The sequence below is a fragment of the Mycobacterium sp. NGS49 genome (assembly GCF_059812565.1).
In genome coordinates, this window is the sequence record NZ_JCALCX010000002.1 from 94,214 (window position 1) to 119,507 (window position 25,294).

At 63.6% G+C, this 25,294-nt stretch carries 22 protein-coding genes and 1 pseudogene; 13 read left to right on the plus strand and 10 right to left on the minus strand.

All coding sequences use genetic code 11. The annotated features are described in order from the left end of the window. Nucleotides 1–413: 413 nt before the first annotated feature. From AC5Y7D_RS02385 to AC5Y7D_RS02395, 3 genes are all read left to right on the plus strand, one after another. Nucleotides 414–1,928, plus strand: a complete 1,515-nt coding sequence (locus AC5Y7D_RS02385) for a PPE family protein (RefSeq protein ID WP_499921156.1) — start codon at nucleotides 414–416, stop codon at nucleotides 1,926–1,928. 357 nt (nucleotides 1,929–2,285) lie between these two features. Then, nucleotides 2,286–3,776 carry a PPE family protein gene (locus AC5Y7D_RS02390; protein ID WP_499921158.1) on the plus strand — a complete coding sequence of 497 codons (1,491 nt, stop codon included), beginning with the start codon at nucleotides 2,286–2,288 and terminating at the stop codon, nucleotides 3,774–3,776. Nucleotides 3,777–3,922: 146 nt separating this feature from the next. Then, complete coding sequence (locus tag AC5Y7D_RS02395) at nucleotides 3,923–5,419, plus strand: PE-PPE domain-containing protein (RefSeq protein WP_499921160.1); 1,497 nt, start codon at nucleotides 3,923–3,925, stop codon at nucleotides 5,417–5,419. Nucleotides 5,420–5,647: 228 nt separating this feature from the next. Here AC5Y7D_RS02395 and AC5Y7D_RS02400 read toward each other — a convergent pair whose 3' ends face one another. Beyond that, nucleotides 5,648–5,947 (minus strand): hypothetical protein, encoded by a 300-nt coding sequence (locus AC5Y7D_RS02400; protein WP_499921162.1) that lies wholly within the window; start codon nucleotides 5,945–5,947, stop codon nucleotides 5,648–5,650. A 501-nt stretch (nucleotides 5,948–6,448) separates the two neighbouring features. Here AC5Y7D_RS02400 and bfr point away from each other — a divergent pair. Next, nucleotides 6,449–6,921 (plus strand): annotated as a pseudogene (gene bfr / locus AC5Y7D_RS02405) (bacterioferritin); the annotation flags it as partial. A gap of 598 nt (nucleotides 6,922–7,519) precedes the next feature. Here bfr and rpsR read toward each other — a convergent pair. From rpsR to rpmB, 4 genes are read right to left on the minus strand one after another with little or no spacing between them, the layout of a single operon-like run. After that, a complete protein-coding gene (rpsR, locus tag AC5Y7D_RS02410; protein WP_499921164.1) occupies nucleotides 7,520–7,789 on the minus strand; it encodes a 30S ribosomal protein S18 in 270 nt (89 codons plus the stop codon). Nucleotides 7,790–7,794: 5 nt separating this feature from the next. Continuing rightward, nucleotides 7,795–8,100 (minus strand): 30S ribosomal protein S14, encoded by a 306-nt coding sequence (rpsN, locus tag AC5Y7D_RS02415; RefSeq protein ID WP_499921166.1) that lies wholly within the window; start codon nucleotides 8,098–8,100, stop codon nucleotides 7,795–7,797. Between the two features lie 3 nt (nucleotides 8,101–8,103). Next, nucleotides 8,104–8,268 carry a 50S ribosomal protein L33 gene (rpmG, locus tag AC5Y7D_RS02420; RefSeq protein WP_083156190.1) on the minus strand — a complete coding sequence of 55 codons (165 nt, stop codon included), beginning with the start codon at nucleotides 8,266–8,268 and terminating at the stop codon, nucleotides 8,104–8,106. Further along, the gene (rpmB, locus tag AC5Y7D_RS02425; RefSeq protein ID WP_205873892.1) at nucleotides 8,268–8,504 is read right to left on the minus strand and encodes a 50S ribosomal protein L28; all 237 of its coding nucleotides are present in this window, start codon (nucleotides 8,502–8,504) and stop codon (nucleotides 8,268–8,270) included. The genes rpmG and rpmB overlap by 1 nt, the downstream gene beginning before the upstream one ends. A gap of 111 nt (nucleotides 8,505–8,615) precedes the next feature. Between rpmB and mrf the strand changes: the two genes are divergently transcribed. Next, a complete protein-coding gene (gene mrf / locus AC5Y7D_RS02430; RefSeq protein ID WP_499921168.1) occupies nucleotides 8,616–9,812 on the plus strand; it encodes a ribosome hibernation factor-recruiting GTPase MRF in 1,197 nt (398 codons plus the stop codon). A gap of 119 nt (nucleotides 9,813–9,931) precedes the next feature. On the opposite strand, the gene AC5Y7D_RS02435 is transcribed toward mrf, so the two are convergent. Genes AC5Y7D_RS02435 through AC5Y7D_RS02445 form a run of 3 tightly spaced genes read right to left on the minus strand, consistent with a single transcriptional unit; the run spans nucleotide 9,932 to nucleotide 11,618 of the window. Continuing rightward, the gene (locus tag AC5Y7D_RS02435) at nucleotides 9,932–10,198 is read right to left on the minus strand and encodes an ANTAR domain-containing protein (RefSeq protein ID WP_499921170.1); all 267 of its coding nucleotides are present in this window, start codon (nucleotides 10,196–10,198) and stop codon (nucleotides 9,932–9,934) included. A gap of 19 nt (nucleotides 10,199–10,217) precedes the next feature. After that, complete coding sequence (locus AC5Y7D_RS02440; protein ID WP_499921172.1) at nucleotides 10,218–11,360, minus strand: GTP-binding protein; 1,143 nt, start codon at nucleotides 11,358–11,360, stop codon at nucleotides 10,218–10,220. A 3-nt stretch (nucleotides 11,361–11,363) separates the two neighbouring features. After that, entirely contained in the window at nucleotides 11,364–11,618 is a 255-nt protein-coding gene (locus AC5Y7D_RS02445; RefSeq protein ID WP_499921174.1) for a type B 50S ribosomal protein L31, read from the minus strand. A gap of 346 nt (nucleotides 11,619–11,964) precedes the next feature. On the opposite strand from AC5Y7D_RS02445, the gene AC5Y7D_RS02450 reads away from it, so the two are divergent. Together AC5Y7D_RS02450 and AC5Y7D_RS02455 are read left to right on the plus strand one after the other, a co-directional pair. Continuing rightward, entirely contained in the window at nucleotides 11,965–13,242 is a 1,278-nt protein-coding gene (locus AC5Y7D_RS02450; RefSeq protein WP_499921176.1) for a YibE/F family protein, read from the plus strand. Between the two features lie 268 nt (nucleotides 13,243–13,510). After that, the gene (locus AC5Y7D_RS02455) at nucleotides 13,511–13,789 is read left to right on the plus strand and encodes a hypothetical protein (RefSeq protein ID WP_499921178.1); all 279 of its coding nucleotides are present in this window, start codon (nucleotides 13,511–13,513) and stop codon (nucleotides 13,787–13,789) included. Nucleotides 13,790–13,960: 171 nt separating this feature from the next. Here AC5Y7D_RS02455 and AC5Y7D_RS02460 read toward each other — a convergent pair whose 3' ends face one another. Further along, nucleotides 13,961–14,377, minus strand: coding sequence for a Fur family transcriptional regulator (locus AC5Y7D_RS02460; protein WP_499921181.1), 417 nt, complete (start codon nucleotides 14,375–14,377; stop codon nucleotides 13,961–13,963). Nucleotides 14,378–14,909: 532 nt separating this feature from the next. Here AC5Y7D_RS02460 and AC5Y7D_RS02465 point away from each other — a divergent pair. The 6 genes from AC5Y7D_RS02465 to AC5Y7D_RS02490 all read left to right on the plus strand — a co-directional run bounded on the left by AC5Y7D_RS02465 (nucleotide 14,910) and on the right by AC5Y7D_RS02490 (nucleotide 21,809). Next, nucleotides 14,910–15,200 carry a metal-sensitive transcriptional regulator gene (locus AC5Y7D_RS02465; RefSeq protein ID WP_499921183.1) on the plus strand — a complete coding sequence of 97 codons (291 nt, stop codon included), beginning with the start codon at nucleotides 14,910–14,912 and terminating at the stop codon, nucleotides 15,198–15,200. 165 nt (nucleotides 15,201–15,365) lie between these two features. Then, complete coding sequence (locus tag AC5Y7D_RS02470; protein ID WP_499921184.1) at nucleotides 15,366–16,124, plus strand: class I SAM-dependent methyltransferase; 759 nt, start codon at nucleotides 15,366–15,368, stop codon at nucleotides 16,122–16,124. Nucleotides 16,125–16,315: 191 nt separating this feature from the next. Continuing rightward, on the plus strand, nucleotides 16,316–17,083 hold the full coding sequence (locus AC5Y7D_RS02475) for an ABC transporter ATP-binding protein (protein ID WP_499921186.1): 768 nt from the start codon (nucleotides 16,316–16,318) through the stop codon (nucleotides 17,081–17,083). Further along, nucleotides 17,080–19,419: an FtsX-like permease family protein gene (locus AC5Y7D_RS02480; protein WP_499921188.1), complete on the plus strand. Its 2,340-nt coding sequence runs from the start codon at nucleotides 17,080–17,082 to the stop codon at nucleotides 19,417–19,419. Before AC5Y7D_RS02475 ends, AC5Y7D_RS02480 begins: the two co-directional genes overlap by 4 nt. A 208-nt stretch (nucleotides 19,420–19,627) precedes the next feature. Next, entirely contained in the window at nucleotides 19,628–20,905 is a 1,278-nt protein-coding gene (gjpA, locus tag AC5Y7D_RS02485; protein ID WP_499921189.1) for an outer membrane porin GjpA, read from the plus strand. 304 nt (nucleotides 20,906–21,209) lie between these two features. After that, a complete protein-coding gene (locus AC5Y7D_RS02490; protein WP_499921694.1) occupies nucleotides 21,210–21,809 on the plus strand; it encodes a PE-PPE domain-containing protein in 600 nt (199 codons plus the stop codon). Between the two features lie 20 nt (nucleotides 21,810–21,829). Here the strand turns inward: AC5Y7D_RS02490 and AC5Y7D_RS02495 are convergent, their stop codons facing one another. After that, nucleotides 21,830–25,168, minus strand: coding sequence for a PE family protein (locus AC5Y7D_RS02495; RefSeq protein ID WP_499921191.1), 3,339 nt, complete (start codon nucleotides 25,166–25,168; stop codon nucleotides 21,830–21,832). Nucleotides 25,169–25,294 lie beyond the last annotated feature (126 nt).

The window sequence follows — 25,294 nt, forward strand, 5'->3', positions numbered from 1 at the left end:
ACAAGGCAGTTACGACAGGTTCAAACCCCAATAGCGACCGGCCTTCGGTCAACTGTCACAACCTGGGAACTGCCTGCAGACCCTGACGCAGAAGTTGACAGGCGGTGTCCCTGGGTGCAAATTACTATATGAAAATCGTTTCCAATACTGGTCTCCGAGGTGACGAATCCAGGGATGCCTCGGATGAGGTGGCAACTTGTCGCCAAGCAAACCCCGAACTAGTCGAAAGTGCAATTCTGTCCATGTGTTTTACCTTAACGAGCAACGAGGTTAGCGACCGATGAGCGACTGGATGAACGGCGCCGGGGTACAGGCTCAGAGAGCCGAACAGACTTGGATGTGTCGTTTGTGGTCGTAGCGGGTGAGCCGGTGCGGGCAACCGGCGATTGGCAACTGATCGCTGCCCGTCGGCGGTGACCGCGCCGGTTTGGATGGCGCTCCCACCCGAGCTTCATTCGGCATTGCTGAGCAGTGGCCCCGGGCCTGGTCCGCTACTGGCGGCCGCGGCGGCGTGGACGTCCTTGAGCGTCACCTACGCCGAAGTGGCCGAAGAACTATCAGCTGTGGTGACAGAGGTGCTGTCCGCAGCCTGGGAGGGCCCCACCGCGGAGTCGTATGCGGCTGCCAACGCGCCCTTTGCGGCATGGCTGCTGCAGGCGGCGGCCAATGCTGCCGCCACAGCCGCCCAGCACGAGACCCAGGCCAGCACTTACACCGCCGCGCTGGCCGCCATGCCCACCCTGGGTGAGCTGGCAGCAAACCATGCCATCCACGCGGCGCTGGTAGCCACGAACTTCTTTGGAATCAACACCATTCCGATCGCAGTCAACGAGGCCGACTATGTGCGGATGTGGATACAGGCCGCCACCACCATGACGGTCTATCAAGCGTTATCTGCCGAGGCCCTAACGGCGGTACCCAGCACGCCACCGGCCCCGCCAGTGCTGCGAGCCGAAAACCCAGCAGCCGCCGCCGGGTTCAATCCTTTCAACATTCTCGCCGACTGGGAAAAGATCGTCGAGGAAATCATCAACGCCATATTTGGTGTCAAGGTCCCGCCCTCTGTCCTTGAGGCGATAGAAGCCTTCTTGGAAAACCCGTCTCTGGCGACGCTTGGTTATCTGGTGCTGGTGGCACTGCCCTACGAGGTAGCTTTCGATACCGTGTTCTTCGCGCCCGCGGCACTATTGGCTACTCCGTTCCTACCGCTGGCTGGTCTTGGCGGCCTTGGCGGTCTCGGCGGTCTGGCGGCCCTAAAGCGGCCCAGCCTTGAGCCCATCGTCGGCGGCGAAAATGTGCCAACACAGGTGGCCAGCGCGCGGCCGCAACTCGTATACGGGTCGGGGATTGCAGCGCCGGCGCCAGCGTCACCGGCGACGGCGTCGGCAGCCGGGTCGGCACCCGGATCGACACCCGCGCCAGCTCCCGCATCGGCACCGTCGACCGGGATGACCCTTTTCGACTACCTCGTATTCAGCGGACCGGACGAAGGAGAAGGTCCGACGCTGATCGACCGTGGCAAGGCCTCGGCACCGTCGGCCGACATCGCCGCGGCAGCCGCGGCCCCGGCGGAGGCAGCGGCACAGCAGCGGGCGCGACGCCGACGGCGAACGGTGATGAGAGACAACGCCGACGAATTCATCGACCTCAGCGCTGGACTGGACGTGTCCGGGGACAGTCCCCCCAGCGCTATAGCCGCCTCCCAGCGAGGCGCGGGTTCGATGGGATTTTCCGGGACGGCAATCAGCGGCCACGACCTTCGCCCCGAAGGGTTGACCGCTCTCACCGATGACTTCGGCAACAAGCCGACCGCGCCGATGCTGCCCCACACCTGGGGTAGCGAACGTGGCGGAGGGCCAACGCAGTTCACGGGTCACCAAGAGGCAGGGCATACCGAAGCCCACACCGATGACCTGCCGTCGCAATGAGCAGCGTGATGCTAACCGCGGACTTGATGCAGGAGTTGACAGACGATGTCCCCGGGTGCAAATTAGTATATGAAAATCGTTTCCAATAACCGTTCTCCTTGGTGACAGAATGAGGGCAGCCTCGGACAGGCTTCGCTTTTGCACCACGGCGGCGACTTGGGTGGCGTTCGACGCTACCTTGGGCCCGGCGGCGCGGGGGCCGGCTGGGACTGTGCTCGTAAGTGTCATGGACAGCGGGGGTGACCTACGGTCATCGCCACAGGGGAGCCAAGGAGGCTTGGACGTGTCGTCTGTAATCGCGATTGCTGAGTCGGTGCAGGGAATCGGCGCTCGGCCATCGATCGCGCCCGGTCGGCGGTGACCGCCCCGGTCTGGATGGCACTTCCCCCCGAGGTTCATTCGGCATTGCTGAACAGCGGTCCCGGGCCTGGTCCGCTACTGGCGACGGCGGGGGCGTGGACATCATTGAGCATCAAATACGCCGAAGTAGCCGATGAACTCTCAGCGGTGGTGGCAGAGACGCAGTCGATAGCCTGGGAGGGCCGCAGCGCGGAGTCGTATGTCGCTGCCAATGCACCGTATGTAGCATGGCTGCTTTTGTTGGCGGCCAATGCTGCCGCGACGGCCACCCTGCACGAGACCGAAGCCACTGCTTACACCGCCGCGCTGGCCGCCATGCCCACCCCGGGTGAGCTGGCAGCAAACCACGCCATCCACGCGGCCCTGATGGCAACGAACTTCTTTGGAATCAACACGATTCCGATCGCACTCAACGAGGCCGACTATGTGCGGATGTGGGTGCAGGCCGCTACCACCATGACCGTCTATCAAACGGTTTCGGCCGAGGCCGTCACAGCGATACCCACCACGCCGCCGGCCCCACCGGTGCTGAGATCCGGTGCCCCTGCCGCCGCCGACTTCAACCCTCTCAACATCCTCACCGAGTGGGAAAAGATCGTCGCGTACATCGTGGACGAATTGTTCGGCGTGGATAGCCCGCCTTTCATTCTCCCGCTGCTAGAGGCTCTCCTGCAAAATCCTTCCCCCGAGCTTCTCGCCACTCTCCTATTCGTGGCACTGCCCTACGAGGTCATCTTCAACACCCTGTTCTTCGCGCCCGCCGCCCTTTTGGCGACGCCATTTCTACCCCTCGTAGGCCTTGCCGGACTGAGCGGCCTTGCCGGACTCGCGGCCATTCCCCAGCCCGGCCAGGAGCCCGGAGCGAGCAGCGAAAGCCGGGCACCCAATACGGCCAGGGGGGACGCCGTTTTCGGATCCGCCGTCTCCTCGGTTCCGATGTCTCCGGCTACCGCCGCGATGACGGCGTCAACGCCTGCGTCGACGCCTGCGTCAGCCCCGGCATCCGCACCGGCCGTCGGGACACCGTCGTTCGGTTACCTGGTGTTTGGCGGCGGAAACGATGGAGGGGAGGGGCCGACATTGATCGACCGCGGCAAGGCCTCGGCACCCGCCGCGGACATCGCTGCGGCGGCCGCGGCGTCGTCACGAGCACCAGCACAGCAGCGGTCCAAGCGCCGACGACGGATAGTGATGAGAGACAACGCCGACGAATTTCTGGACTTGGATTCAGAGACTGACGCCGGCCCGGACACCCCGCCCGATGACACAACCGCTTCCAGTCGGGGTGCTGGATCGCTGGGATTTTCTGGAACGGCAACGAAGCCCGATGCCGTTCGTCCTGAAGGATTGTTCACCCTGGCTGATGACTTCGGTAGCAGGCCGACCGCGCCGATGTTGCCCCACACTTGGGGCAACGACTCCTGCGGAGAGTCGCCGGAGCCCACGGGCCCGCAATCGTCGGGCCAAACCGAGGAACCGTACACCTAGAGTGCCCATGCCAATTGAGGAGACTCGAATGTTCGACCGTACGTCTGCGCTATCAGGTTCGGCGCAGCCCTGACCATGGCGGGCACCCGGCTTTCGACACTCGATCCCGCGATCACGTCCGTGTCGGCGAAGGCGCAGGAGGCACCATGTCGCTTCTTGCCGTAACTCCCGAGTTTTTGGCTTCGGCGGCAGCAGATCTGCAGACTCTCCGTTCGGCGCTTGATGAAGTGCAGGCGGCGACCGCTGTGCCAACCACCGAACTGATAGCTGCCGGCGCGGACGAGGTGTCTGCGGCGGTCGCAGCGCTATTCGCCAACTATGGTCAGGAATTTCAGGCGATCAGCGCACAGGTCAGCGCGTTTCATCAGCAGTTCGTTCAAGCGCTAGGCGCGGGGGCCAGATCGTATGCGGCCGCCGAGGTGCTCAATGCGTCACCACTGCAGGCGGTCCAGCGGGAATTAGACGCTGTACTCAATGCACCCGGGCGAGCGTTGTTGGGCAATCCACTGGTCGGCACGGCCGGCCCAGCCCCGGCCATGCTGGCCCTCGACTACGCCACACTCATTATGGGCGGCACGGGAAACCCTGTCCCTGACAGTACCTACCTGAACAATGTCTATAACGCTTATATTGCGCCGCGCATCGCTCCGCACACGGCCATTCCGACCGGTCTGGTCACCCCCGAGCAAGGCTGGCCGCTGACCGGCTTGAACAGCCTGACGTTTGATACGTCGGTTGCTCAGGGAGTCGAAATACTCAAGCAGGCGATCGCAGCCCAGCCGCCGGGCACCAACACCACCGTTTTCGGTTTTTCCCAGAGCTCGACCATCATTACCGAGTACCTGCAGGGAATCGCCACCGGCACCATCCCAAATCCACCCGACCCGGCCAGTGTGCGATTCGTACTCACCGGAAATCCCAATAATCCCAACGGCGGCCAATTCGAGCGCTTCGTCGGGCTTTACCTGCCCGGTTTCAACCAGACATTCAGTGGCGCGACACCGGATTTGGCCTACCCCACCGACATTTACACCATCCAATACGACGGTTTCGCCCACTTTCCCCGCTACCCGATTAACCTCCTGTCCGTCGCAAATGCATATGCCGGACTTTACTACGACCACCTGAGCCCAACTCCGACGTATCCCAATATCACGCCCGAACAACTTGCGACCGCGATCGTCGCACCCGTGTCGCCCGGATCCACCGGCAACACCACTTATTACTTCATCCCGACCCAGGACCTGCCGCTGCTAAGACCGCTGAACTTGCCGCAGCCGCTGCACAACATAATTCAACCGCCACTGCGGGTGCTTGTCGATCTCGGTTATGGCGACATCGGCGGCCCGAACACGGAGTACGCCAATCTTCCGACCCCTGCCAGCCTGTTCCCGGTGGTGAATCCGATAAACGTCGGCACTTACTTGCTTAAGGGAACCGTTCAGGGCGTGCAGGCCAACTTGGTGTGGGCCGGAGTGCTTCCCCCCTCAGCGATGCCCGACACCTATCCCTTCGTGGCATCCCCTAATCCGGGTCTCACGATTAACCTGGGACAACCGAGTGTGACGGTGGTGTCCGCTACGACCACCATCGCCGGCTCACTGCTGCGCGCCCTGAATATTCCTCCATTCGGGGCCGGTTGATCGCGGAGCGCCTTCGGCGGATGACGCGCGCCCAGCATCGAAGACTCCGACAGTTTGGATGACGCGGTGCTGTCCTAGCGGACGAAGTCGTCGCGAATTCGGTGAAAATTGTCAGCCGCCGAGGCCCGCGGCAAGCCGCTGTCCAACCGTGGGCTGGATTGCTTTCGGGGCGGGGCGGGCGCCGTCCTGCACTCGATGAATGGTGATCAGATGCGCGGCTGGTTCGCGTCAGTGCTCGTCGTAGTGATCACCGTGAGCAGCGTGCCGACATCCATCGTGGACATAGTCAACGTGATCGCCGTGTGGGACGGCAACATGGCCACAGCCGTCGCCGTGAACGTGGTCATGATGCTCGTGAACGGTATGGCTGGCCGGCTCACATTCGTCGTAATGGCTGCCGTGCTGCCGATGAACATGACCATCGTGCAGATAGTCGACATGGCCGTTGTGCGGTATCGCTACGTGGCCGCATCCATCTGCATGTACGTGGTCATGGCCGAGGTGTTCCTTGTGAAGGGTGTCAGACATAGTTCCCACCGCCCGTCTTTGTTGATTCCCTGCTGACACTGTGCAACATTGCGCGCGGTACCGCCACCCTGCGTCGTTGGCGTGAAAGTCTCTGCCGAGCCGTTGCGGCCGATATTCCTGACGGCCGGCGTCGCGCTCGTCGTCGATTCACTCCTGCACAGCAATAGTCTCTGGTGGCAACACTCTAAATCCCCTGGACTCCCCATCGGGAACCTCCAGACATCACGTCTCGGACTGCATTACTAAGGCTGAATTGCCTGAGATATCGACGCGCTTGATTTCGCCTCACAACGCGACCGAAGACATAATTAATGTAACCTTGCTTCAACTTTGGAAAAGCTGATCCTAACAAGCATCGTTCGTTGCGCACCCACCTCGGCTGCGCTAATATCATCGCTCTCCCAAAATAGCTGTCGGAGCGTGCGAAATTGAAACACCGCAAGGCGTAGCAGTTGTCTGACAAATTCAACATGGCAACTCTACCTACGGTCAGGAATGAAGATGCGAAGCGATCCAGATATCTTGAGACTACTCAATGAGCAGTTGACGAGCGAACTCACCGCGATCAACCAATATTTTCTGCACTCCAAAATGCAAGCCAACTGGGGCTTCACCGAGTTAGCCGCCCATACACGCAACGAGTCGTTAGAAGAAATGCGGCACGCCGAAGAGGTCACCGATCGAATCCTCTTGCTCGACGGCTTGCCAAATTATCAGCGCATCGGCACGCTGCGCGTGGGCCAGACACTGCGCGAACAGTTCGAAAGCGATCTGGCGCTTGAGTTCGAGGTGATCAACCGTCTCAAACCCGCGATTATCCTGTGTCGGGAGAAGCAAAACAGCACCGCCGCGAACATTTCGAGAAAATCGTCGCCGACGAGGAAGACCACATCGACTATCTGCAAACCCAGCTGGAGCTGATGGACAAGCTAGGCGAGGCGCTCTACGCCGCGCAGTGCGTTAGTCGACCGCCCGGGTCATCTCTAACGGGCCTTAGGCGCCAGGTGCTCGACGGCGGCTGCGATTGCGACGGGCGCCGGAATCTCACCAGGGCTCCGCATCCAGCGGGTGCGGCTCCCGCCTAATGCACCGACTAGCGCGACCTGACCAGCGCGTATGCCTGCTGAGTTGCCCTGGCAGAGGTGCGATTTCCCATCGACCTAGTTCTAGCCAGTCCCTCAGCAACGCTGCCTCAGCGTTGTTGGTGATCGGGCCCACCCATTTGGGCGGCCTGGCCCGAAAGGTAGTCGGTCAGTGGTGCATGGCTGGACGATCGCCATGACACCGCACCCAGCCGGCCGGGATGCGCACGTGACCGGCCCGAGGATGCAGGGCGCCGAAACGAGCATGGTGTGCGGGCAGCACCGAATGGTCGGACGCAATTCATCGATCACAGACATTGCTGTTCGGTTGTGCAAACGTTACAGACGACGACGGTGAACGGGCGCGCGGTCCCCCGCCGCGCATTCAATGGTTCCCGCCTCGCCCGGTCAGGCCACGAGAGGCATGAACCGTCATTGTTTCGAGTCCCTTCGGTCCCCGGTGATCTGACCGCTTCTGAGAAGGCACAACTCAGCGACCGGCGGCGGACCCGGGATAGGGCAGCAACGCCATCTCGCGGGCATTCTTGATGGCAGTGGCAACTTGGCGTTGTTGTTGGACACTGAGGCCGGTGACACTGCGAGAACGGATCTTTCCCCGTTCAGAGATGAACAGTCGCAGCGCAGCCGTGTCCTTGTAGTCGACCGCGCTGACCCCGAGGCTGACGAGAAGGTTCTTCTTGGCCGATCTGCCGGTCGGTGGCGCACCCCGACCCTGACGCCGTTTCTTTGCGGTTTTCATGAGGCTCACCAACTGGCCTTCCGCACCCCGGGCAGTTGCCCATCATGCGCCAACTGCCGTACTCGCACCCTCGACAGACCGAATTTGCGCAGATGACCGCGTGGGCGCCCATCGATCGCGTCCCGGTTTCGCACCCGCACTGCGCTGGCATCTCGTGGCTGGCGCATCAATTCACGTTGCGCTGCGGCCCGCTGCTCACTCGAACTCGATGGCAACCGAATGATTTCCTTCAGTTCGGCGCGGCGCTCGGCGTACCGAGCCACCGTGGCGCGACGGCGCTCGTTCATGACGACCTTGGATTTCTTGGCCATGGCTCAACGCTCCTCTCGGAAGTCGACGTGGCGCCGAATGATTGGGTCGTACTTTCGCAGCACCATCCGGTCCGGGTCGTTGCGCCGGTTTTTGCGGGTGATGTAGGTGTAGCCCGTGCCGGCCGTCGATCGCAGTTTGACAATCGGGCGGATCTCGTTGCGTGCCATCAGATCCGCTGACCCTCGTTGCGCAACCGCGCCACAACCGCCTCAATTCCGTCACGATCGATGACTTTGATTCCCTTGGCGCTCACCCTGAGCCTGATCCGTCGGCCCTCAGACGGGAGGTAGTACGTCTTGAGTTGGATGTTGGGCGACCATCGACGCCGAGTTCGGCGGTGCGAGTGCGAAACGGCGTTGCCGAATCCCGGCTCCCGACCCGTGACTTGACAGCGAGCAGACATCCAGCAGCCTTCCCTCTCAGGTGACCTTAATGACAATCGTTTTCGACAAGCTCTCATCCAGACGCTACCGTAAGACCGCGGTTAATGAAAATGATTTCCAATAGGGGCTGCATGAGAACACCCGTCGTCGTCGTTGGGGGCCAGCAAGGCACCGACGCAATCGTGCAAACCATGCTGCGCACGCCCGGAACTCTGGCGGTGCGACACCATTTCACCGGTCATGTCGTCCTGCGGACGGTGGTGTCGCGTCAGCATGGGTTGTTGACCACCGCGGAAGCCGCACTTGAGCTCAGTCACGGGTGCGTCTCATGCACCATCCGCAACGACCTGCTTTGCCTGTTGCGCCGGCTGCATCGCCGCGACGATGTGCGCCGGGTAGCGATACACCTGGCGCCATGGTTGGAACCCGAACCAATCTGCTGGGCCATCAACCATATTCGAGTCCAGATGGGACCAGGCTATGTGGATGGTCCGGCCGCTCTGGATGTGTCGATTGCGGGCGTTGTGACGTGTATCGATTCATCGGTGTGGCTGCGCCAGGCGCTGGGAGATGCGGAGCTTGACGACGGGCGCACCGAGGCGCAGGTGGTCGTCGGCCAGGTCGAATTTGCTGATGTAGCCGTGCTGACGCCCGCCGATCCGGTGGTGACCAGCGTCGTGCGCCGCCTTGCCCCCCGCGCACGCATCGGTGTCAGGAGCACCGATATCGAGCAACTCTTAGCCGACATGAGGCCCGATGCCCGGCTAGGCCGAAGCGGCGATCCACACGGGCCACTCCTTGCTGGACAGCCGTCCCTGGAGGCCCAAGGAGCCGTCAAACTGCTCGAATTCGGCGCCCAGCGACCCTTCCATCCGCAACGCCTGGAGGCCGCCATCGACATTCTGCTGGACGGTGTGATCCGATCCCGAGGGCGGCTGTGGCTTGCCAGCCAACCTGAGGAAGCAATCTGGTTGGAATCCGCCGGAGGCGGATTACACGTCAGTTCGGCCGGCAAGTGGTTGGCCGCCATGACAGAGGCTGAACTAGCGGCCACCGATGCTGAGAGACACGCCTTCGGGCAGTTGAGATGGCATGGCACACACGGCGACCGACACACCGCCATGACTGTCTTGGCGTATGGCGCGAACACCGACGGAATCGTCGATGTGTTACACAGTGCACTGCTCACCGACGCCGAATTCCGTCGTCCGCAGGAATGGGCCAGCTATCACGATCCGTTCGGTGATTGGCACCAAGAGAACTGCAACTCGCCGATGGAAGCGACCACCGACACACCAGCACATCACAACGACGCAAGTGACCGCTGACGAATGCCCAGGGGCGCAGACCGAGTGCGCCCCGTAGGCAATCGTGGCCAAAGTCTGCCCAGCCGAAAGAATCAGAAGCAGTCATTCCATGCGTGCACGAAAAGCATTATCCCAGTAGGTCACTGGCCACCTTCCCGCGTTGCTAACAGCTCGCCCCAGATGACGACCGCCTCCGCATGGTGCGCGAAAGATTCACCGCTGCCACTGGCCAGCTCCACGAGTGCGCGGGAAATCTGCCGTAACCCAATACCGTTCTCGTGCACTGCATTTGCAATCTCTTCGAATGCTTCGCGTTCAGTGCACTTACGCAACCCGACCAGAACGCCAATGGCCAGGTCGATGGACCTGCGCGAGTTGGGCCCTGCGGTGCACTCGGCACCAGTCATCAATCGCTTTACCCCAACGTCAATGGGTGTGAGCAACTTCCCACTTCGGCAAAGGGTCGGCAAACGTCGTCCAGTGTTCTTGTCCCGCTGCAAATTCGAGATCAGTAAGCAAGGCGGAAGCCAGCAGTCGCCGCAAGCGATCATGGTCGAGCCGAACACCGATGAACACGATTTCCTGTCCGGGGGTCATGTCTGTCGACGACCAGTATTGCGCCGGTTCGATGACCAAATTCGGGCCGGCCTGTGACCAGATCGCCACGATCTGCGGGCGGCTGGCAATCCAGCAGAATCCCTTGCTGCGCAGCAGTCCACGAACCTGACCCAGCACCGCTTCCAACCGCTGCGGATGGAAGGGGCGATCCGCCCGGAAGGTGAGACTGCTGATGCCGTACTCCTCCGTCTCGGGAGGGTGGCCGCCAGCGATCTCCTCGTCCCAGCCAGGTACCTCTTCGGCGGCCAATGGGTTGAAGAGACCGGTGTCCAGAACGTCACTCAGCTCCACTTGGCCGTTGACGCTCCGCACGATCTTTGCTGATGGGTTCAGTCGACGCAGCATTGTTTCGACCCTGTTTACGGTGTCTTCGCCCGCTAAATCAGTCTTGTTGAGCAGCAGGACATCGGCGAACTCCACCTGGTCGACGAGCAGGTCGGCGATGTTTCGGTAGTCACCGTCGGCGGCCGCCAACTGCCGATCGGCCAAACCCTCACCGCGAATCAGTTCGGAGAGAAACGTTGAGGCGTCTACGAGCGTGACCATGGTGTCGAGGGTGGCGACCTGAGAGAGGCTGGACCCGTCCTCGAACTCCCAGGCAAAAGTCGCGGCGACTGGCATCGGTTCGGAGATGCCGGTCGATTCAATGATCAAGTTGTCAAACCGGTTCTGGCGGGCCAACAGCCCTACCGTTTCGAGTAGGTCTTGACGCAATGTGCAGCAGATACACCCGTTGGTCAACTCGACCAGCGTTTCGTCGGTGCGATCAAGGTGACCCTGCCCGGCGATCAAGGCGGCATCGATGTTGACTTCGCTCATATCGTTGACAATCACGGCCACCCGACGACCGTCCCGGTTGGCCAGAATGTGGTTCAACAGCGTGGTCTTGCCAGCACCGAGGAAGCCGGACAACACGGTGACGGGCAGCGGTAGGAGCTCCGCGGCAGCCACAGCTCATCGACTCCCATAGCGCCGGCGGAATTTTTCGACCTGACCAGCCGTATCGAGCAAGCGCCGGGTACCCGTCCAGAACGGATGAGAGTCGCAGGTCACCTCCACCACGACAAGCGGGTACGTCTGCACGCCGGCGGGAGTCTCGACGTCAATGGTGCGTGAGCTGGTAACAGTCGATCGAGTCAGAAAGGTTTTTCCGGTAGTAGCGTCTTGAAACACCACCGGGTGGTAGTCGGGGTGGATGCCACTTCTCATCTTTCTCCTTCAGGCCTAGCCGCTGCGCATGAAATGTCTGAAACCTCCAACAAGCGTGGCGACATGCGGCAACGCCGTCGCCAACTCACCGGGTTGGGCTACCTCACGCCAACCTTATTGAAAACGATTTTCATTAAATCGGTACTCTACATCCTGCGCGCGGGTCTGTCGAAGCTGCTAATGGCCCCGACCACGGCGGCATACGACACCCGATCCCACGCAGGTCCGCTCGGACAGGGGGCCGATGACCCGTTTCCATCTTCGAGCGAGTGCAGTCACCTGAGATCAACGCCTGAACCATCCATACCTTTTCCCGCCGCAACAGCACGGTCCTACGGTGTAGCGCGTGACACACGCGCATTCGCACTTCCCCGGCGCCGGTTCGAGCCGAGCCGCGCTCGGACCGACTTCGGCGAAGGTCGTCGTTGGACTACTCGCAGCAATCGCCGCATCGGTAGTGGCCGGCCTGGCTTGGCTGTGGCCGCACCAGCAGCGTGTCGACATCCCGATGCCTTTCCAGAACTCGTCTGGTGGCGCTGTCACCACGGAGGCCGGACACGTGCTATCCAGCCAGCTGGGCGACTGCGGCAGCCCGTCGGCAAGTCAGGTTCTCACCGCTTCGGCCCAGCCCGGCATGCCCGGTTCCGGAAGGTGTGTGCTAACCATGGTCACGATCGATTCCGGGCCGAACGCGGGCGCTTACACGGCATTCGAGTTCACCCCGGGTCCTGGCCAGCCCCATCTCACAGCTGGCGACCGTATCCGGATCACGCGACAAGTCGACGCCGGAGGCACGACCACTTATGCGTTCTATGACTACGAACGTCGATGGCCGCTGGCGGCGCTGGCGATTGCGTTTGCCTTGGTCATCGTCCTGGTCGCTCGCTGGCGAGGACTACTGGCGCTGGTCGGTATTGTCGTGGCCTTCCTTGTGCTGGTGGTCTTCCTGCTTCCGGCACTCCGAGCAGGCGCACCGGCGGTACCGGTAGCCGTGGTGGCGTCAGCGGTAATTCTCTACGCTGTGATCTATCTCGCGCACGGGGTGAGTCTGCGAACCAACGCCGCCTTACTGGGGACGCTGTCGTCGTTGTTCCTCGCCGCTTTATTATCTTGGGCCGCAATCGATCTGACCCACCTCACCGGCCTGTCCGACGAGCAGAACTCCGAAGTCGCCGCATATCTTGGCAACGTGTCGATACGCGGGTTGCTGTTGGCCGGGTTCATCATCGGATCACTCGGCGTGCTCAACGACGTTACCGTTACCCAATCGTCGACGGTCTTCGAACTCGCACACCTGGGTGGAGAAACGTCGCGCCGTACCATCTTTCTGGGCGCCTTTCGAGTGGGCCGCGACCATATCGCCAGCACGGTGTACACGCTGGTGCTTGCTTACGCCGGCAGCTCGCTACCCCTGCTGCTGCTGTTCAGCGTCGCCAACAGATCACTGGGTGACGTGATGATGAGCGAGAGCATCGCCATCGAATTGGCCCGCTCTGCCGTGGGCGGAATCGCTCTGGCACTCTCGGTGCCACTGACCACGGCCATTGCGGTGGTACTGGCAAAACCACACGGCGAACCGGCATCGACCGCGCCCGGATCACCCGCCCGTCCTGACAGCAAATAGACGGTGCTGCAACGAAATCGGCCGTCCGAAGCCCGCCCCTGTCCGTTACGAAGCCAACCGACATTGCGAGGCCTACACACGCCCGCTGTTTCACGAGCCGACATATGCGAAGAAACAATGTGACAATGGTTTTCAATAAGGCTCAACTTGGCCGGCGCCTGGGCCTCTGCACGGACTACTGGCGGGCGGCAGTGATGACGTCCACATCGCCGAACATGGGCGCACGGTCTGGGATTTCTCCGGTCGCGGGCCCACCGGGCGGAATGGGATGGTCGGCGAGTGGCACAGCGCAGATGTCACCGCCCTGGCCTGGGTACCGACAGACGACCTCAATCCGGTCCTGATCTCGGGTGACGCTGCCGGCGGCGTTGCCTTCCGGCGGCTTACGCCGAATGGTCAGCCAGGTGGGCGGATCACGCCTTTCCGAACGACGGCCATCGACGACCCAGTCGAGGCGGTGGCGGCCACCCGCGACAGAGTCTTCTCCGGCCACCGCTCCGGAATGGTCCGCTGCTCCGACTTCACGACCGCGCCGGGAATGCGTTAGAGCCCATAGTCGCGCGCCGTATCGGCCCGCAGCGCGAAGCCGCCGCCGACGGCGCCGACGATGTCGCCTAGAGGGTCCCCGCTGCTCAACCGTCCCCTTTGCGGGGAACTCGATGCCCGTAATGACCCAATCAACGGGTCCTATGTGTCGGAGCGGTTTGATCGCGTCCTGTCATTTACTTTCTCGACAGTCAGGGCAGGTGCCGTAGAAGTCGATGCAATGCGCGATGTCGGCGAAGCAGTGGTGCGTCGTGAACTCGCTGGCCTGTTCTTCGATAGCCGCCGGAGTGAACGCAACCGCACGTCCGCAGTACCGGCACAGCAAGTAATGTTGGTGATCTGTGCCATCGTGTAGGCGGTAGAGGATCTCACCGTTTTCGGCACGCTGGGTTGCGGCGATCCGCTCGTCAGCCAAGGCATGAAGGATGCGGTAGACGGTGGTCAATGCCACCAGATTAGCTTGCCGCTGACAAATTTCGAGATAGATCTGTCGGGCGCTGCGAAAGTTGTCACAGCCACTTAGAGCATCGATGACCGCCCGTCGTTTGGCCGAACTTCGACGTCGCTGTTTGGTCAATGGCGCGGACATCGTAGGCGCTCCTTCTGGTCGATTCATAAAGGCGTGGCCATGTCCGGGCGCTGCGTCTAACCACCCACGCATCGAAGCGTTCGCTTCGATGGCCGTTGGACATCAAACGTGAACGCACCGGAGAAGCTGCAGGTGCGGTACGTCTCAGCCAGAGCCATGGACACAAACAGACCCGTCCGGCTTCATATCAGAGTCAGCGCATTCGAAACCGGCGATATCGCGAGACGGTGACTACAGAGACAGGTCATGTGACAATGATAACCATTGTCATGTTTTCAGGGAACGCGCCGAACTCGAGTCTCCCGACCTTGTTCAATCGGCACCGGCTCGCGAACTGCGGGAGTCCGATAGCAGCGGCCCACCTTACGGCCGCCCAGGTGTCGGCAGTCCCTAATGATAATCGTTTTCAAAATCGCTCACGCGCGATACAGTGCATGAGTCAGCGGCGCAGAGAAGATTTTCGCCAGGATCTCCGGCTCAGACCGTCGAGAGAAGACGACGCCGTGTTGCAACTGAGGTGCCGAGGAGACATGTGGAAGTCGAGCACGGGCACACACCACACAAGGATCGCCACGCCGCCCGGCTTCGCCGGATCGAGGGTCAGGTCCGCGGCATCGCGAAAATGATCGAGGAGGACAAGTACTGTATCGACATCCTCACCCAAATCAGCGCTGCCAGTAGCGCCCTGCGGTCGGTGGCGCTCAATCTGCTCCACGAGCACATGGATCATTGCGTCAACAGTGCAATCACCGGGGGCGGTAGGGACGCCGAGACCAAACTCGCCGAGGCTTCGGCGGCTATCGCCCGCATTGTGCGGTCATGACATTCCACCGGTTACCGATTCACGTGCTTCGGCCTCCGGCCGAGCTACCCACTCTCGACCCCGTTAACGTCGACCACGGTCGGCTTCACTTTGAGTGGGCTCGTGGGCCGGATATGCTACGGTCACCTTAATGAAGATGATTGTCATTATCAGGCGAGGTCTCGGATGACACACAGCACCGGTTCGACCACTACTACCGCCGGCGACGTCGACCCGTATGCGCTGTCGGCGGAATTCTACGAAATAATGGCACTACCGCACTGGCAGGCCAAGCGTGACGTGCTCGTATCGGCACTGTCTGAAGCGGGCGAAATCACCGAACCTGTCGTCGATATCGGTTCTGGGACCGGGCTGTCTACTATGGCCATTGCCGACAGCGTCCCCGGCGTTGCCATTCACGCGATCGAACCGTCGGCTGCGATGCGCGCCGTGCTGATGTCACGCGTTCTTGGTCGAGACGACGTCAGAGACCGATTGACCGTCTACTCGGAGAGTATCGAGAATGTCGATCTTCCGGAGCGCATCGGCGCCGCTGTGTTACTCGGAGTAATCGGCTTCCTCGACCGGGAAGCACGACAGCGCTTCTGGAGCGAGCTACGCCCCCGTCTCACCGCGAAGGCGCCGGTCGTAGTTGAGGTGATGGCACTTGACCAACCGATGCCAGTACCGGAACTGACCATCGCCCAACAACGAATCGGCAACCGGCACAATGAAGTACTCATTTCCGGCGAACCCGCCGGTGCAGACGCGGAACTCTGGACCATGCGCTACGTCGTGCGTGAAGGCGACAATGTGGTCAGGGATTTCACTGCCAACTACACCTGGCATACCATCGGCCTCGCCGAACTTGCGCGTGAAGCCGAGGCACACGACATGACATTTCGACAGGTGCACCCACTGATCGGGTTGATGCATACTCGATGACCACCCGATGATCACATCATTGTCCCGGTAGTACTGTTCCGTTGAGAAAAGACGCCGCAGGCACGGCGCATTCCGCATCCTTCCCTGCCGTCGCTCCGACGGGCTGGCAACAGAGCCAGGCAGGCTTGAACGTCGCGAACCTGCTGGGATGTAAACGCCTCGCATATTGCCGGAAATGAGTTGGTGGGGACATGAGCGCAGGGTCAGAAATGGGCGGCGCGAACTCTGCGCAGAGGTCTCGAGAGCACGGAGAACTGGCACTGCGTTTGACCGGAATCGGCAAGACATACGGAGCCGACCCTGCCCAAGTCGTTGCGCTTCAGGAGCTGAACTTGCAGATCCGGGCCGGCGAATTTGTGGTGCTGCTGGGCCCTTCGGGATCGGGAAAGACGACGCTGCTCAACATCATCGGCGGAATTGACCAACCCTCCCAGGGTACGATCGAGATCAACGGCCGGAATATCGGAGAACTCGGCCAGAAGCTGCGAACGCAATATCGCCGTGACATGGTGGGTTTCGTCTTTCAATTTTTCAACCTCGTGCCTACCTTGACGGCCCTCGAGAATGTGGAACTCATCGCGGAGCTGACGGGCCCGGATGCACACTCACGAAGCCGCGCAGCGCTGCAGCGGGTCGGACTCGGCACACTCGCAGATCGCTTTCCCGCGCAGCTTTCCGGGGGCCAACAACAGCGAGTGGCTATCGCCCGGGCGATCGTCAAAGAGCCGCCGCTGCTGCTCTGCGATGAACCGACGGGAAGCCTTGATCTGATCACCGGCCGTCAAGTGTTGGAAGTGTTGAGCGACCTGGCGCGAAACGGTAAGCAGACGGTGATGGTGGTGACTCACAATGCTGAAATCGCCCGCATGGCGGATCGCGTGTTGTGGCTCCATTCGGGCGCGATCAGCAAGATCGTGGTCAACGAAAATCGTTGCAGTGCATCGGAATTAGACTGGTGAGCCGCACGCTGCGCCGCAAGTTGCGTCGTGAGGTGTGGCGCGAACGGTGGCGATTCGCCGCGATCGCCTTGATCATGGCTATCGGCGTGGCGGTCTTCGTCGGCGCCACCGACGGCTACCGGAATCTCGATCAATCATTCGACCGTTCCTACACGACCCAGCGCTTGCCGGATGCCATCTTGTCCGGCCCGGGCGCGACTGACTTGCGTGACACATTCGCCGCGATGCCGGGCAGGCCAATTGCCGAAGTGCGCCATCAAACCGACGTCGGTATCCGGGCAAACGGGCATGTGCTGTACGGGCGCGCCGTGGGCATACCCGAGGCCCGCCAGCCCGACGTGTCCTTGCTCGATATGCGCAGCGGCGTGCTGCCCAGGTCCGGACAACTGGTGGTCGAGCAACATGTGGCCGACCACTACCACCTCCATCCCGGTGATGGCGTCGAGCTGCTGGGGAGGCAAGGCTGGCAGCGCTTCGTGATCGCGGGTACCGCCCTTTCTGCCGAATACCTGTGGCCCGCCCGCTCTCCTCAGGAGATCCTAACCACCCCAGAGGACTTCGGTGTGGTGTTCCTACCCGACGATGACGTGCAGCATGCATTACCGCAGCCTGTCGAACAGGTCGTCGTCTACGCGCGTGACCGCTCTGCAGCCGCTGGCCTGACCGCCGCCGCCGGTGCGCTTGCACAGCGAAGCGGGCTGCAGTTCCTTCCCCGCGACCAGCAACCTTCATTCCACACCCTGCGTGACGACGTCAAGCAATTCGGAAGCCTCGCCGGAATTCTGCCGTGGCTGTTCCTGGCAGCTGTTGCGCTCGGTACCTATGTACTTCTCTCGCGGATCGTCTCGGCTCAGCGCGCAGTGATCGGAGCCTTGATTGCCAACGGGGCCTCCCCGAGTGCAGTGCGCAGGCATTACCTGGGCTACGGCCTCGCTTGTGCCCTCGCGGGTATGCCGCCGGGATTGTTCGGTGGCTACCTCTTGGGGCAGTGGGTCACGGCCAAGTACACCGCGGCGATCGCGCTACCGATGCATCTCACGTCGATACATCCCGTCAGTTACCTACTGGCCGCCCTCGCCGCCGTCACCGTCGCACTGCTGGCGGCGGTGGCCCCGGCCAACACCGCAGCCAGGATGCAGCCCGCTGAAGCCATGCGGGTAGGCCCGCCCCTAGGCCGCGGCCGTCGCAGCATCATCGAGCGCCTGGTGCCTGCGATGGAGCGCATCCCGGCGCGGTGGCGAATGATGCTGCGCGCCATTGCCCGCAACCGTCGTCGCACCGCATTCACAGCCGTCGGGGTAGCGGCGTCGGTCATTTTGGTGATGGTGTTCGCGGGCATGCGCGACACCATCCCCGGCATGGTCGACCGACAGTTCGGAAAGATCGAGCAACAAGACGGCGAAGTTGTGGTGTCCGGCGAGACGGACGCGGTCCTGGACGAGCTGCAGGCCGACCCCCAGGTAGCCGCGGCCGAGGCCTATGCCTTTTACGGCGTCACCGCTGTCTCAAGCACCCGGCGTTATGACACCATGTTGATCGGCCTGCCACTGCAGAGCCAAATGCATGATTTCCAAGCAGAATCGGGAGCCAGTCAGCTCCCCGATGACGGTGTCCTACTCGGCGTCGGCCTGCGCGAGCTGCTGTCTCTTTCAGTGGGTGACCGAATCGATGTGACAGAGCCGCAGCACGGGATACACCTCACCGAACGGGTAGCCGGATTCGTCGATGAACCGTTTTCACCGGTCGTGTACATGTCGTTGAATCAACTTCGCGCACAATCTCATTCACTTCCCGCCAATGGCGTAATGGTCAAGCTGAGCCCCGGAACGGAGTCGCGCGTGGCCGGCGACCGGATAGCGGCGTTACCCGGAGTGGTGGCATACCGGTCGACGACGTCGCTGGCTGCGACCATGCGCAAGACCTTCAGCCTCTACGACACCCTGGTCAACCTAATGCTCGTTTTTGCCGGGGTGATGGCCGCCGCCATGCTGTACAACGCGATGTCTGCCAACACGTCCGAACGGCTCGGCGAGCTGGGCGCGCTGCACGCTCAGGGTATGGGCGCGGGCACGCTGTCCCGGCTGATCGCCGCCGAAAACGTTGGCGTTGCTCTGCTCGCATTGCCATTCGGTCTGGTGGGCGGTGCACTGCTGGCCAATCGCCTGTTGTCCACTTACCACGCCAATGGCTACCACGTCAGACTCGAGATGCAGCCCGCCACGCCCGTGGCGGTGGCATGCTCCATTCTGCTGGGTGCGACCTTGGCGCAACTGCCGTCGCTTCGACGGATCAGCGGTATCGATCTGGCGCGGATCGTAAGAGAACGCGCCCTGTGAAGCGGGCGGGTGGGCACGCACTCCCCTGAGCCGTCGGATCAAGGTCTACATGCAAATGATTTGCTTGATACTTGCGAACGATTTGCAGTAACGTTTCTTCCGTGGCGGTGGTCAGGGAGTCAGATCAAGCTCAAGCCACCACAACCGTTCGCCTTCTTCTCACGCGCTTATCGCAGTAATCGTCGCCCTAGGGACCGGGAGAACTGGTATGTCGTCGATCGTCGCCACACCAGAACTGATCCGGGCGGCCGCAAGCGAACTAGCTGGTATTCATTCTTCGCTCGACGGCGTCGCACGTGCCGTTGCCGGTCCCACGTCCGACATAACAGCAGCGGCGCACGACGAGATTTCGACCGCGGTCGCGTCGATGTTCGGCGATCTGGGGCGCGAATTCCAAGCCGTGAACGCCAAGGCCGAGTCGTTTCATGCCCAGTTCGTCAAGCTGATGAACGCAGGCGCTTGGGAGTATGCGAGCGCCGAGATGGCGAATGCCCGGCAGACATTGATGGACGGACGGGAACTTGGCGCCCCCCTTCAGGGTCCGACCGGTGCAGCCGCGGCGGCTACCGGCATCGACCCGTTGTCCAGGTGGAATCAGGTCGTCAACACCACAAGCCAAAACGCCCGCACGGTGTTCAGCGCTCCCCAGGCGAGCCTGAATACCCTCGTCAGCGGCATCTCCTCTGGACTGCGCCAGCTCGCGACGAATCCTGCGTCATTCGTCGGCAATCTGCAGACCGCAGCACAATCTTTCTTTCTGGTCGGGGCACCCCAGGACGTCGCGTCGGCTGTCGTGCAGCACACCCTCGGCGGTGTCACCGAGGCGACGAACCCCGGGGCCATACCTCCGGATCCGGCCGTGGTTCCTCTCAATGGCGTCCACGTCGAAGTGTACGAAGGCCTGGTAGGCCTGGGAGATTTCGGGGCGGGGTCCGGTCTTGAGACCACCTTTGTGGCCGGTCTCACCAATCTTGCCGCGTCTCCGGCTAGCGGAGTGCTGCTCGGCGCTATCGGCCCCTTCGTCAGTCCCGCTGTGGCGCTGTGGAATAGCGCCGGAACCGTCTTCGCCGAGATCACCGGCGGATCTCCGGCAGCGGCACTCGGTCACCTGATCGACACACCCGCCAATGTAATCGATGCGTTCTTCAACGGCGCCACCCTCAACCTGGACGCGCTGGCACCGACGTTCAATCCCTTTGTCACTGCCGGCGCTCAGGGCAGAGAACAACTCAACGGCCTCAGCTTTGCCTTCGGTGGCCTGTTCAGTCCTGGTCAGGTGGTAACTGGGGCGAGCGGCCCGACGTACTACGGCACCGGTGGGTCCATGCTCAACGCGCTGGGCTTGGAACTCAGCTTCTTCCCACCCGATGAATTTGCCGGCGGCACCCTTAGCATTCCCGCCGTGCCGGTAGGGCCGATTGGCGCCACAGCGGGTCTAATCGGCGTCCTCGGGCACGCTTTGGGCGGCACCCTCCTGGTGTCCTGACCACCGGCACACCACGCGGTGCGCCCGATGAACAATGGCGCTCCATCTTGTACGGTTGCACCGCGCTTTCAGACACGACCGCGACCGGCTGGGCTGACCCCCGGTCACCCCCACGACCGCCTGCCTCCCGCTCCGCTCGGCACCGTTTCCGCCATTACCCGTACCCGTGTCGACAGTGGCAAAGTTTCCAGACGTACGCGTCACCGCCGCGACCGCCATCGCCACCGATCCCCGTGCTACCCGGGCTGGTGCCGTCCGCACCAGCCCGGTGGTGCGACACCGGATTCAAAGTACCGTTTAAAGCATCCAATGCGGGTTCGCCCACTTTCCCCGATACCCGCTCAACCTGCTCGCGGATGCCAACGCGCTGGCCGGCATGTACTACGGCCATCTGAGTCCGGCCCCGGCGTACGAAAACCTCACGGCCGCACAGCTTGCGTCAGCGATCGTCGCGCCGGTGTCGCCCGGGGGCAACACCACTTACTACATGCTGCCGAGCCAGGACTTGCCGCTGCTGCGGCCGTTGAACCTGCCGCAACCGGTGCTCAACCTGATCCAGCCGCCATTGCGGGTGCTGATCGACATGGGGTACGGCGACATCGGCGGGCCCAACACCGAATTCGCCAACCTGCCCACCCCGGCCGGCCTGATCCCCCTGATCAATCCGGTCAATGTAGGCACCTACCTGATCAAAGGCACGGTGCAAGGCGTGCAGGCCAACCTGGTGTGGGCGGGCATGCTGCCCGAGTCCTACCTGCCCGACACTTATCCTTACGTGCCGTCGTTGAACCCGGGCCTCACCATCAACCCCGGACAGCCCAGCGTCACGGTGGTGTCGGCGGTGACCACCGGCGTCGGCACGCTGCTGCGTGCTCTGAACATCCCGCCCCTGGGTGGCGGTTGACGGTCCGCGCGTCGAACTTCTTATCCGGGGAGGCCGTCGGCACCAGGGGAGCCGCCGGTCCCACCGTCACCGCCCTGGCCGCCCGCGCCGCCGGCAACAACACCGAAAGCCACCGCCGCCCACCCGCCGTTTCCGCCATTGCCGCCGTTGCTTAGCGGCTGCAGGCCGTTGCCACCGTCCCCGCCGTCACCGCCGATACCGGTAGCCAAAGCAGTGGCAGCGTTGTTATCGATTTGCACAGAACCGCCCGCGGCCCCATGCCCGCCACCGGCCCCTCCGTCGCCGCCGTGCCCGCCACTGCCACCGGTGGCAGTAGCCGTCGAGGAAGCGTTCCAGAGACGCACTGATCCGCCTTCGCCACCGTTCCCCCCGGTGCCGTCAATCCCAGCACCGCCGTGCCCACCGGCCCCGCCAGTGCCTGCTCCTTTTCCGAAACTCGACACATCACCGCCGAAGCCACCACGGCCGCCGCCCGCGCCCCCGTCAGCACCCTGCCCGCCGTCGCCACCGGTGGCGGTCGCCATCGAGTCGACGTTCTGGATGGCTGCGTATCCGCCGTCGCCGCCGGCCCCACCGAAGCCGGCGGTGCCACCGCTGGTGCCGTCGGCGCCGGTCCCGCCTATCGCGTTTCCGGTTCCGAAGCTGACCGCACCACCGCCGGAACCGCCATTCCCACCGGCCGTGCCACCGCTGCCGCCGAGGGCGCCGTCCCTGCCGATGGCGTCTCCGGCTCCGTAGTTGGTTGCCCAACCGCCATAGCCCCCGCTACCGCCGATACCACTGGTGCCGCCGGTACCGCCCACCCCGCCACGACCGCCAATGGCGTCAGCCGTCGCAGCGGTGTTATCGATGTAGGCATCGCCGCCCCAGCCACCGCCCCCGGCGTCACCGGTGGTGGCGTTGCCGCCTGCGCCTCCGTCGCCGGCGACGGCGATCCCGAAGCCGTTGTTCTCCGCGTAGCCGCCGCGCCCACCCCAACCGCCGTAAGTGCCTTCGCCACCTGCGCCGCCGCGTCCTCCGGTGGCGGTCGCAGCCGACGAGCTGTTGGCGACATACCCACCGCCGCCTTCGCCGCCGTCCCCGCCGATGCCCGTGGCGCCCCCACTGGTGCCGTCCGCACCGGCGCCGCCGATCGCGTTTCCAGTTCCGTAGTTGTCCGCAAAACCGCCGCGACCGCCGTCCCCGCCGCGGACGCCCCCGGTGCCACCGAGTGCGCCGTCCGCGCCGATGGCATCGCCGGTTCCGTAATTCAGCGCACCACCGCCCATGCCTCCCGTACCGCCGGAGCCACTGGCGCCGCCGGTGCCGCCCGCGCCACCGCGACCACCAACAGCATCATGGGTGGAGGCGCTGTTCTCGATCCTGGCGATGCCGCCCGAGCCGCCTCTACCACCGTTTCCGATGGTGCCGGTGCCGCCGATGCCGCCGTCGCCGGCAGTCACCGCACCGATTCCTTTGGTAGTCGCATTACCGCCCCCGGCACCAGAACCCCCGCTCAAGCCCGTGCCGCCGGCCCCGCCGTGGCCGCCGATAGCGTGGCCCGCAGACGCGCTGTTGTTGATAACTGCGTTGCCGCCGAAACCGCCGTCCCCGCCTCGGATGTTGGCGGCGACCCCGTTAGTCCCGTCCCCGCCCTGGCCACCGATGGCGTTTCCGGTTCCGAAGTTGTTCGCCGACCCGCCCTTACCGCCCTGACCTGCGAACTGCAGGCCCGCGCCACCAGCCCCCCCGGCGCCGCCACGGGCGTCACCCGCCGAGCCGCTGCCTTGGACAATCCCGGCGCCGCCTGCGCCACCGCGATTGCCGCCGACGGTGCCGGCCCCACCAGTGCCACCCGCGCCGCCGGTCGCGGATCCGGTCCCCGTATTCGTTGCGGTGCCACCGGTGCCGCCCTCTCCACCGAAGCCGTCGGTGCCGGTGCCGCCCGCTCCACCGGTCCCGCCGACGGCTTCTCCGGATCCCGATTCGACCGACACACCGCCAACACCGCCGCTGCCGCCGTTCGGGCCGTATCCACCGGTACCGCCGGTTCCGCCGGTGCCTGAACTGCCGGCCCTGCCACCTACGCCGCCAGTACCGGCGGTACCGCCCTGACCGGCGGCACCGCCGTCACCACCGGTACCACCCGTCCCGTCACTGGCACTACCCGTGCCGCCCTGACCCCCCATGCCGCCGGTCCCGCCGGTCCCGCCGCTGCCATTGGTGCCGCCGTTGCCGGCCCCGCCGGTACCTCCGACACCGCCGGCGCCGCCGGCGCTGCCCTGACCACCGGCACCGAAGGGGCCGGTGCCTGCTACGCCCTGCGCGCCCGCTCCACCGGTACCGCCGGTGCCGCCCGCACCGCCGGTGCCCGCGGCGCCCGCGCTGGCACCGGTGCCCCCGGCACCGCCCAGTCCGGCCGCCCCGCCCGTACCGCCCTGACCGCCGACGCCGGCTCCGGAGCCGACATCGGCCGCACCCGTGCCACCGACGCCGCCGGCACCACCCGTACCGCCGGAACCGCCGTTACCGGCCAGCCCATGAGCGCCCGCGCCGCCGCCCAGCAACCCCGAGGCTCCGCCGGCCCCACCCTCGCCGCCTTGACCACCCATGCCGCCCGCACCGCCCATACCGCCGATGCTGCCCACGCCCGAGTTGATGATCGGCACTCCCGCAGCACCGGCCGCACCGACACCGCCGGTTCCGCCGACCCCGCCCAACCCGCCCGCGCCGCCGGCACCGCCAGCACCCCACAACATGCCGCCGTTGCCGCCGGCTCCGCCCGCACCACCGCCGCCACCCGAACCGCCTTGAGCGCCCAGCGCGCCGACCGTGCCGGCAACACCGGTTCCGCCGGCTCCGCCTCTGCCCCCACTGCCGAACAGTCCAGCGTCACCGCCTCGACCGCCGGCCAGCCCGGGCGCTCCCGACCCGCCGTCACCACCATTGCCCCACAGCAAACCGCCCGCACCACCCGCTTGCCCGGTACCGGCCGCCCCGTTCGCGCCGTTGCCGATCAACGGACGCCCCAACAATGTCTGGGTGGGGGCGTTGATCGCACCGAGCACGTTCTGCTCCAACACCTGCAGCGGCGAGGCGTTGGCAGCTTCGGCTGTCGCGTAGGCGCCGCCCGCAGCGGTCAAGGCCTGCTGAAATTGCGCTTGGAACGCGGCTGCCTGCGCGCTGAGCGCCTGATACTGCCGGCCGTGCGCGCCGAACACCGCCGCTATCGCCGCCGACACCTCGTCGCCGGCGGCGACCAGCACCCGGGTCGTCGTGGTGGCCGCGCCCTGGTTTGCTGTGGTGAGCGCCGAACCGATTCCGGCCAGTTCTGAGGCTGCCGCGGCCAGGATTTCCGGTGAGGCGAACACAAACGACATCGCGATTCTCCCTACATTCAGGACAACCACAGAACGTTGTCGCCCGGCCAACTCTGCGGGCAGATCGTAACGCCGTTTCAGGGGTGCACGGTGACTTTTCTCACATTTGCACCGACGCAATTGAAT

Coding starts and splice junctions, on each gene's coding strand:
- AC5Y7D_RS02445 (WP_499921174.1), bottom strand. CDS start 11,618: ATGAGAAGTGGCATCCACCCCGACTACCACCCGGTGGTGTTTCAAGAC.
- mrf (WP_499921168.1), top strand. CDS start 8,616: ATGAGAACACCCGTCGTCGTCGTTGGGGGCCAGCAAGGCACCGACGCA.
- AC5Y7D_RS02400 (WP_499921162.1), bottom strand. CDS start 5,947: ATGTCTGACACCCTTCACAAGGAACACCTCGGCCATGACCACGTACAT.
- gjpA (WP_499921189.1), top strand. CDS start 19,628: ATGTCGTCGATCGTCGCCACACCAGAACTGATCCGGGCGGCCGCAAGC.
- rpsR (WP_499921164.1), bottom strand. CDS start 7,789: ATGAAAACCGCAAAGAAACGGCGTCAGGGTCGGGGTGCGCCACCGACC.
- AC5Y7D_RS02395 (WP_499921160.1), top strand. CDS start 3,923: ATGTCGCTTCTTGCCGTAACTCCCGAGTTTTTGGCTTCGGCGGCAGCA.
- rpsN (WP_499921166.1), bottom strand. CDS start 8,100: ATGGCCAAGAAATCCAAGGTCGTCATGAACGAGCGCCGTCGCGCCACG.
- AC5Y7D_RS02495 (WP_499921191.1), bottom strand. CDS start 25,168: ATGTCGTTTGTGTTCGCCTCACCGGAAATCCTGGCCGCGGCAGCCTCA.
- rpmG (WP_083156190.1), bottom strand. CDS start 8,268: ATGGCACGCAACGAGATCCGCCCGATTGTCAAACTGCGATCGACGGCC.
- AC5Y7D_RS02460 (WP_499921181.1), bottom strand. CDS start 14,377: ATGTCCGCGCCATTGACCAAACAGCGACGTCGAAGTTCGGCCAAACGA.
- rpmB (WP_205873892.1), bottom strand. CDS start 8,504: ATGTCTGCTCGCTGTCAAGTCACGGGTCGGGAGCCGGGATTCGGCAAC.
- AC5Y7D_RS02475 (WP_499921186.1), top strand. CDS start 16,316: ATGAGCGCAGGGTCAGAAATGGGCGGCGCGAACTCTGCGCAGAGGTCT.
- AC5Y7D_RS02435 (WP_499921170.1), bottom strand. CDS start 10,198: ATGACTGGTGCCGAGTGCACCGCAGGGCCCAACTCGCGCAGGTCCATC.
- AC5Y7D_RS02470 (WP_499921184.1), top strand. CDS start 15,366: ATGACACACAGCACCGGTTCGACCACTACTACCGCCGGCGACGTCGAC.
- AC5Y7D_RS02455 (WP_499921178.1), top strand. CDS start 13,511: ATGGTCGGCGAGTGGCACAGCGCAGATGTCACCGCCCTGGCCTGGGTA.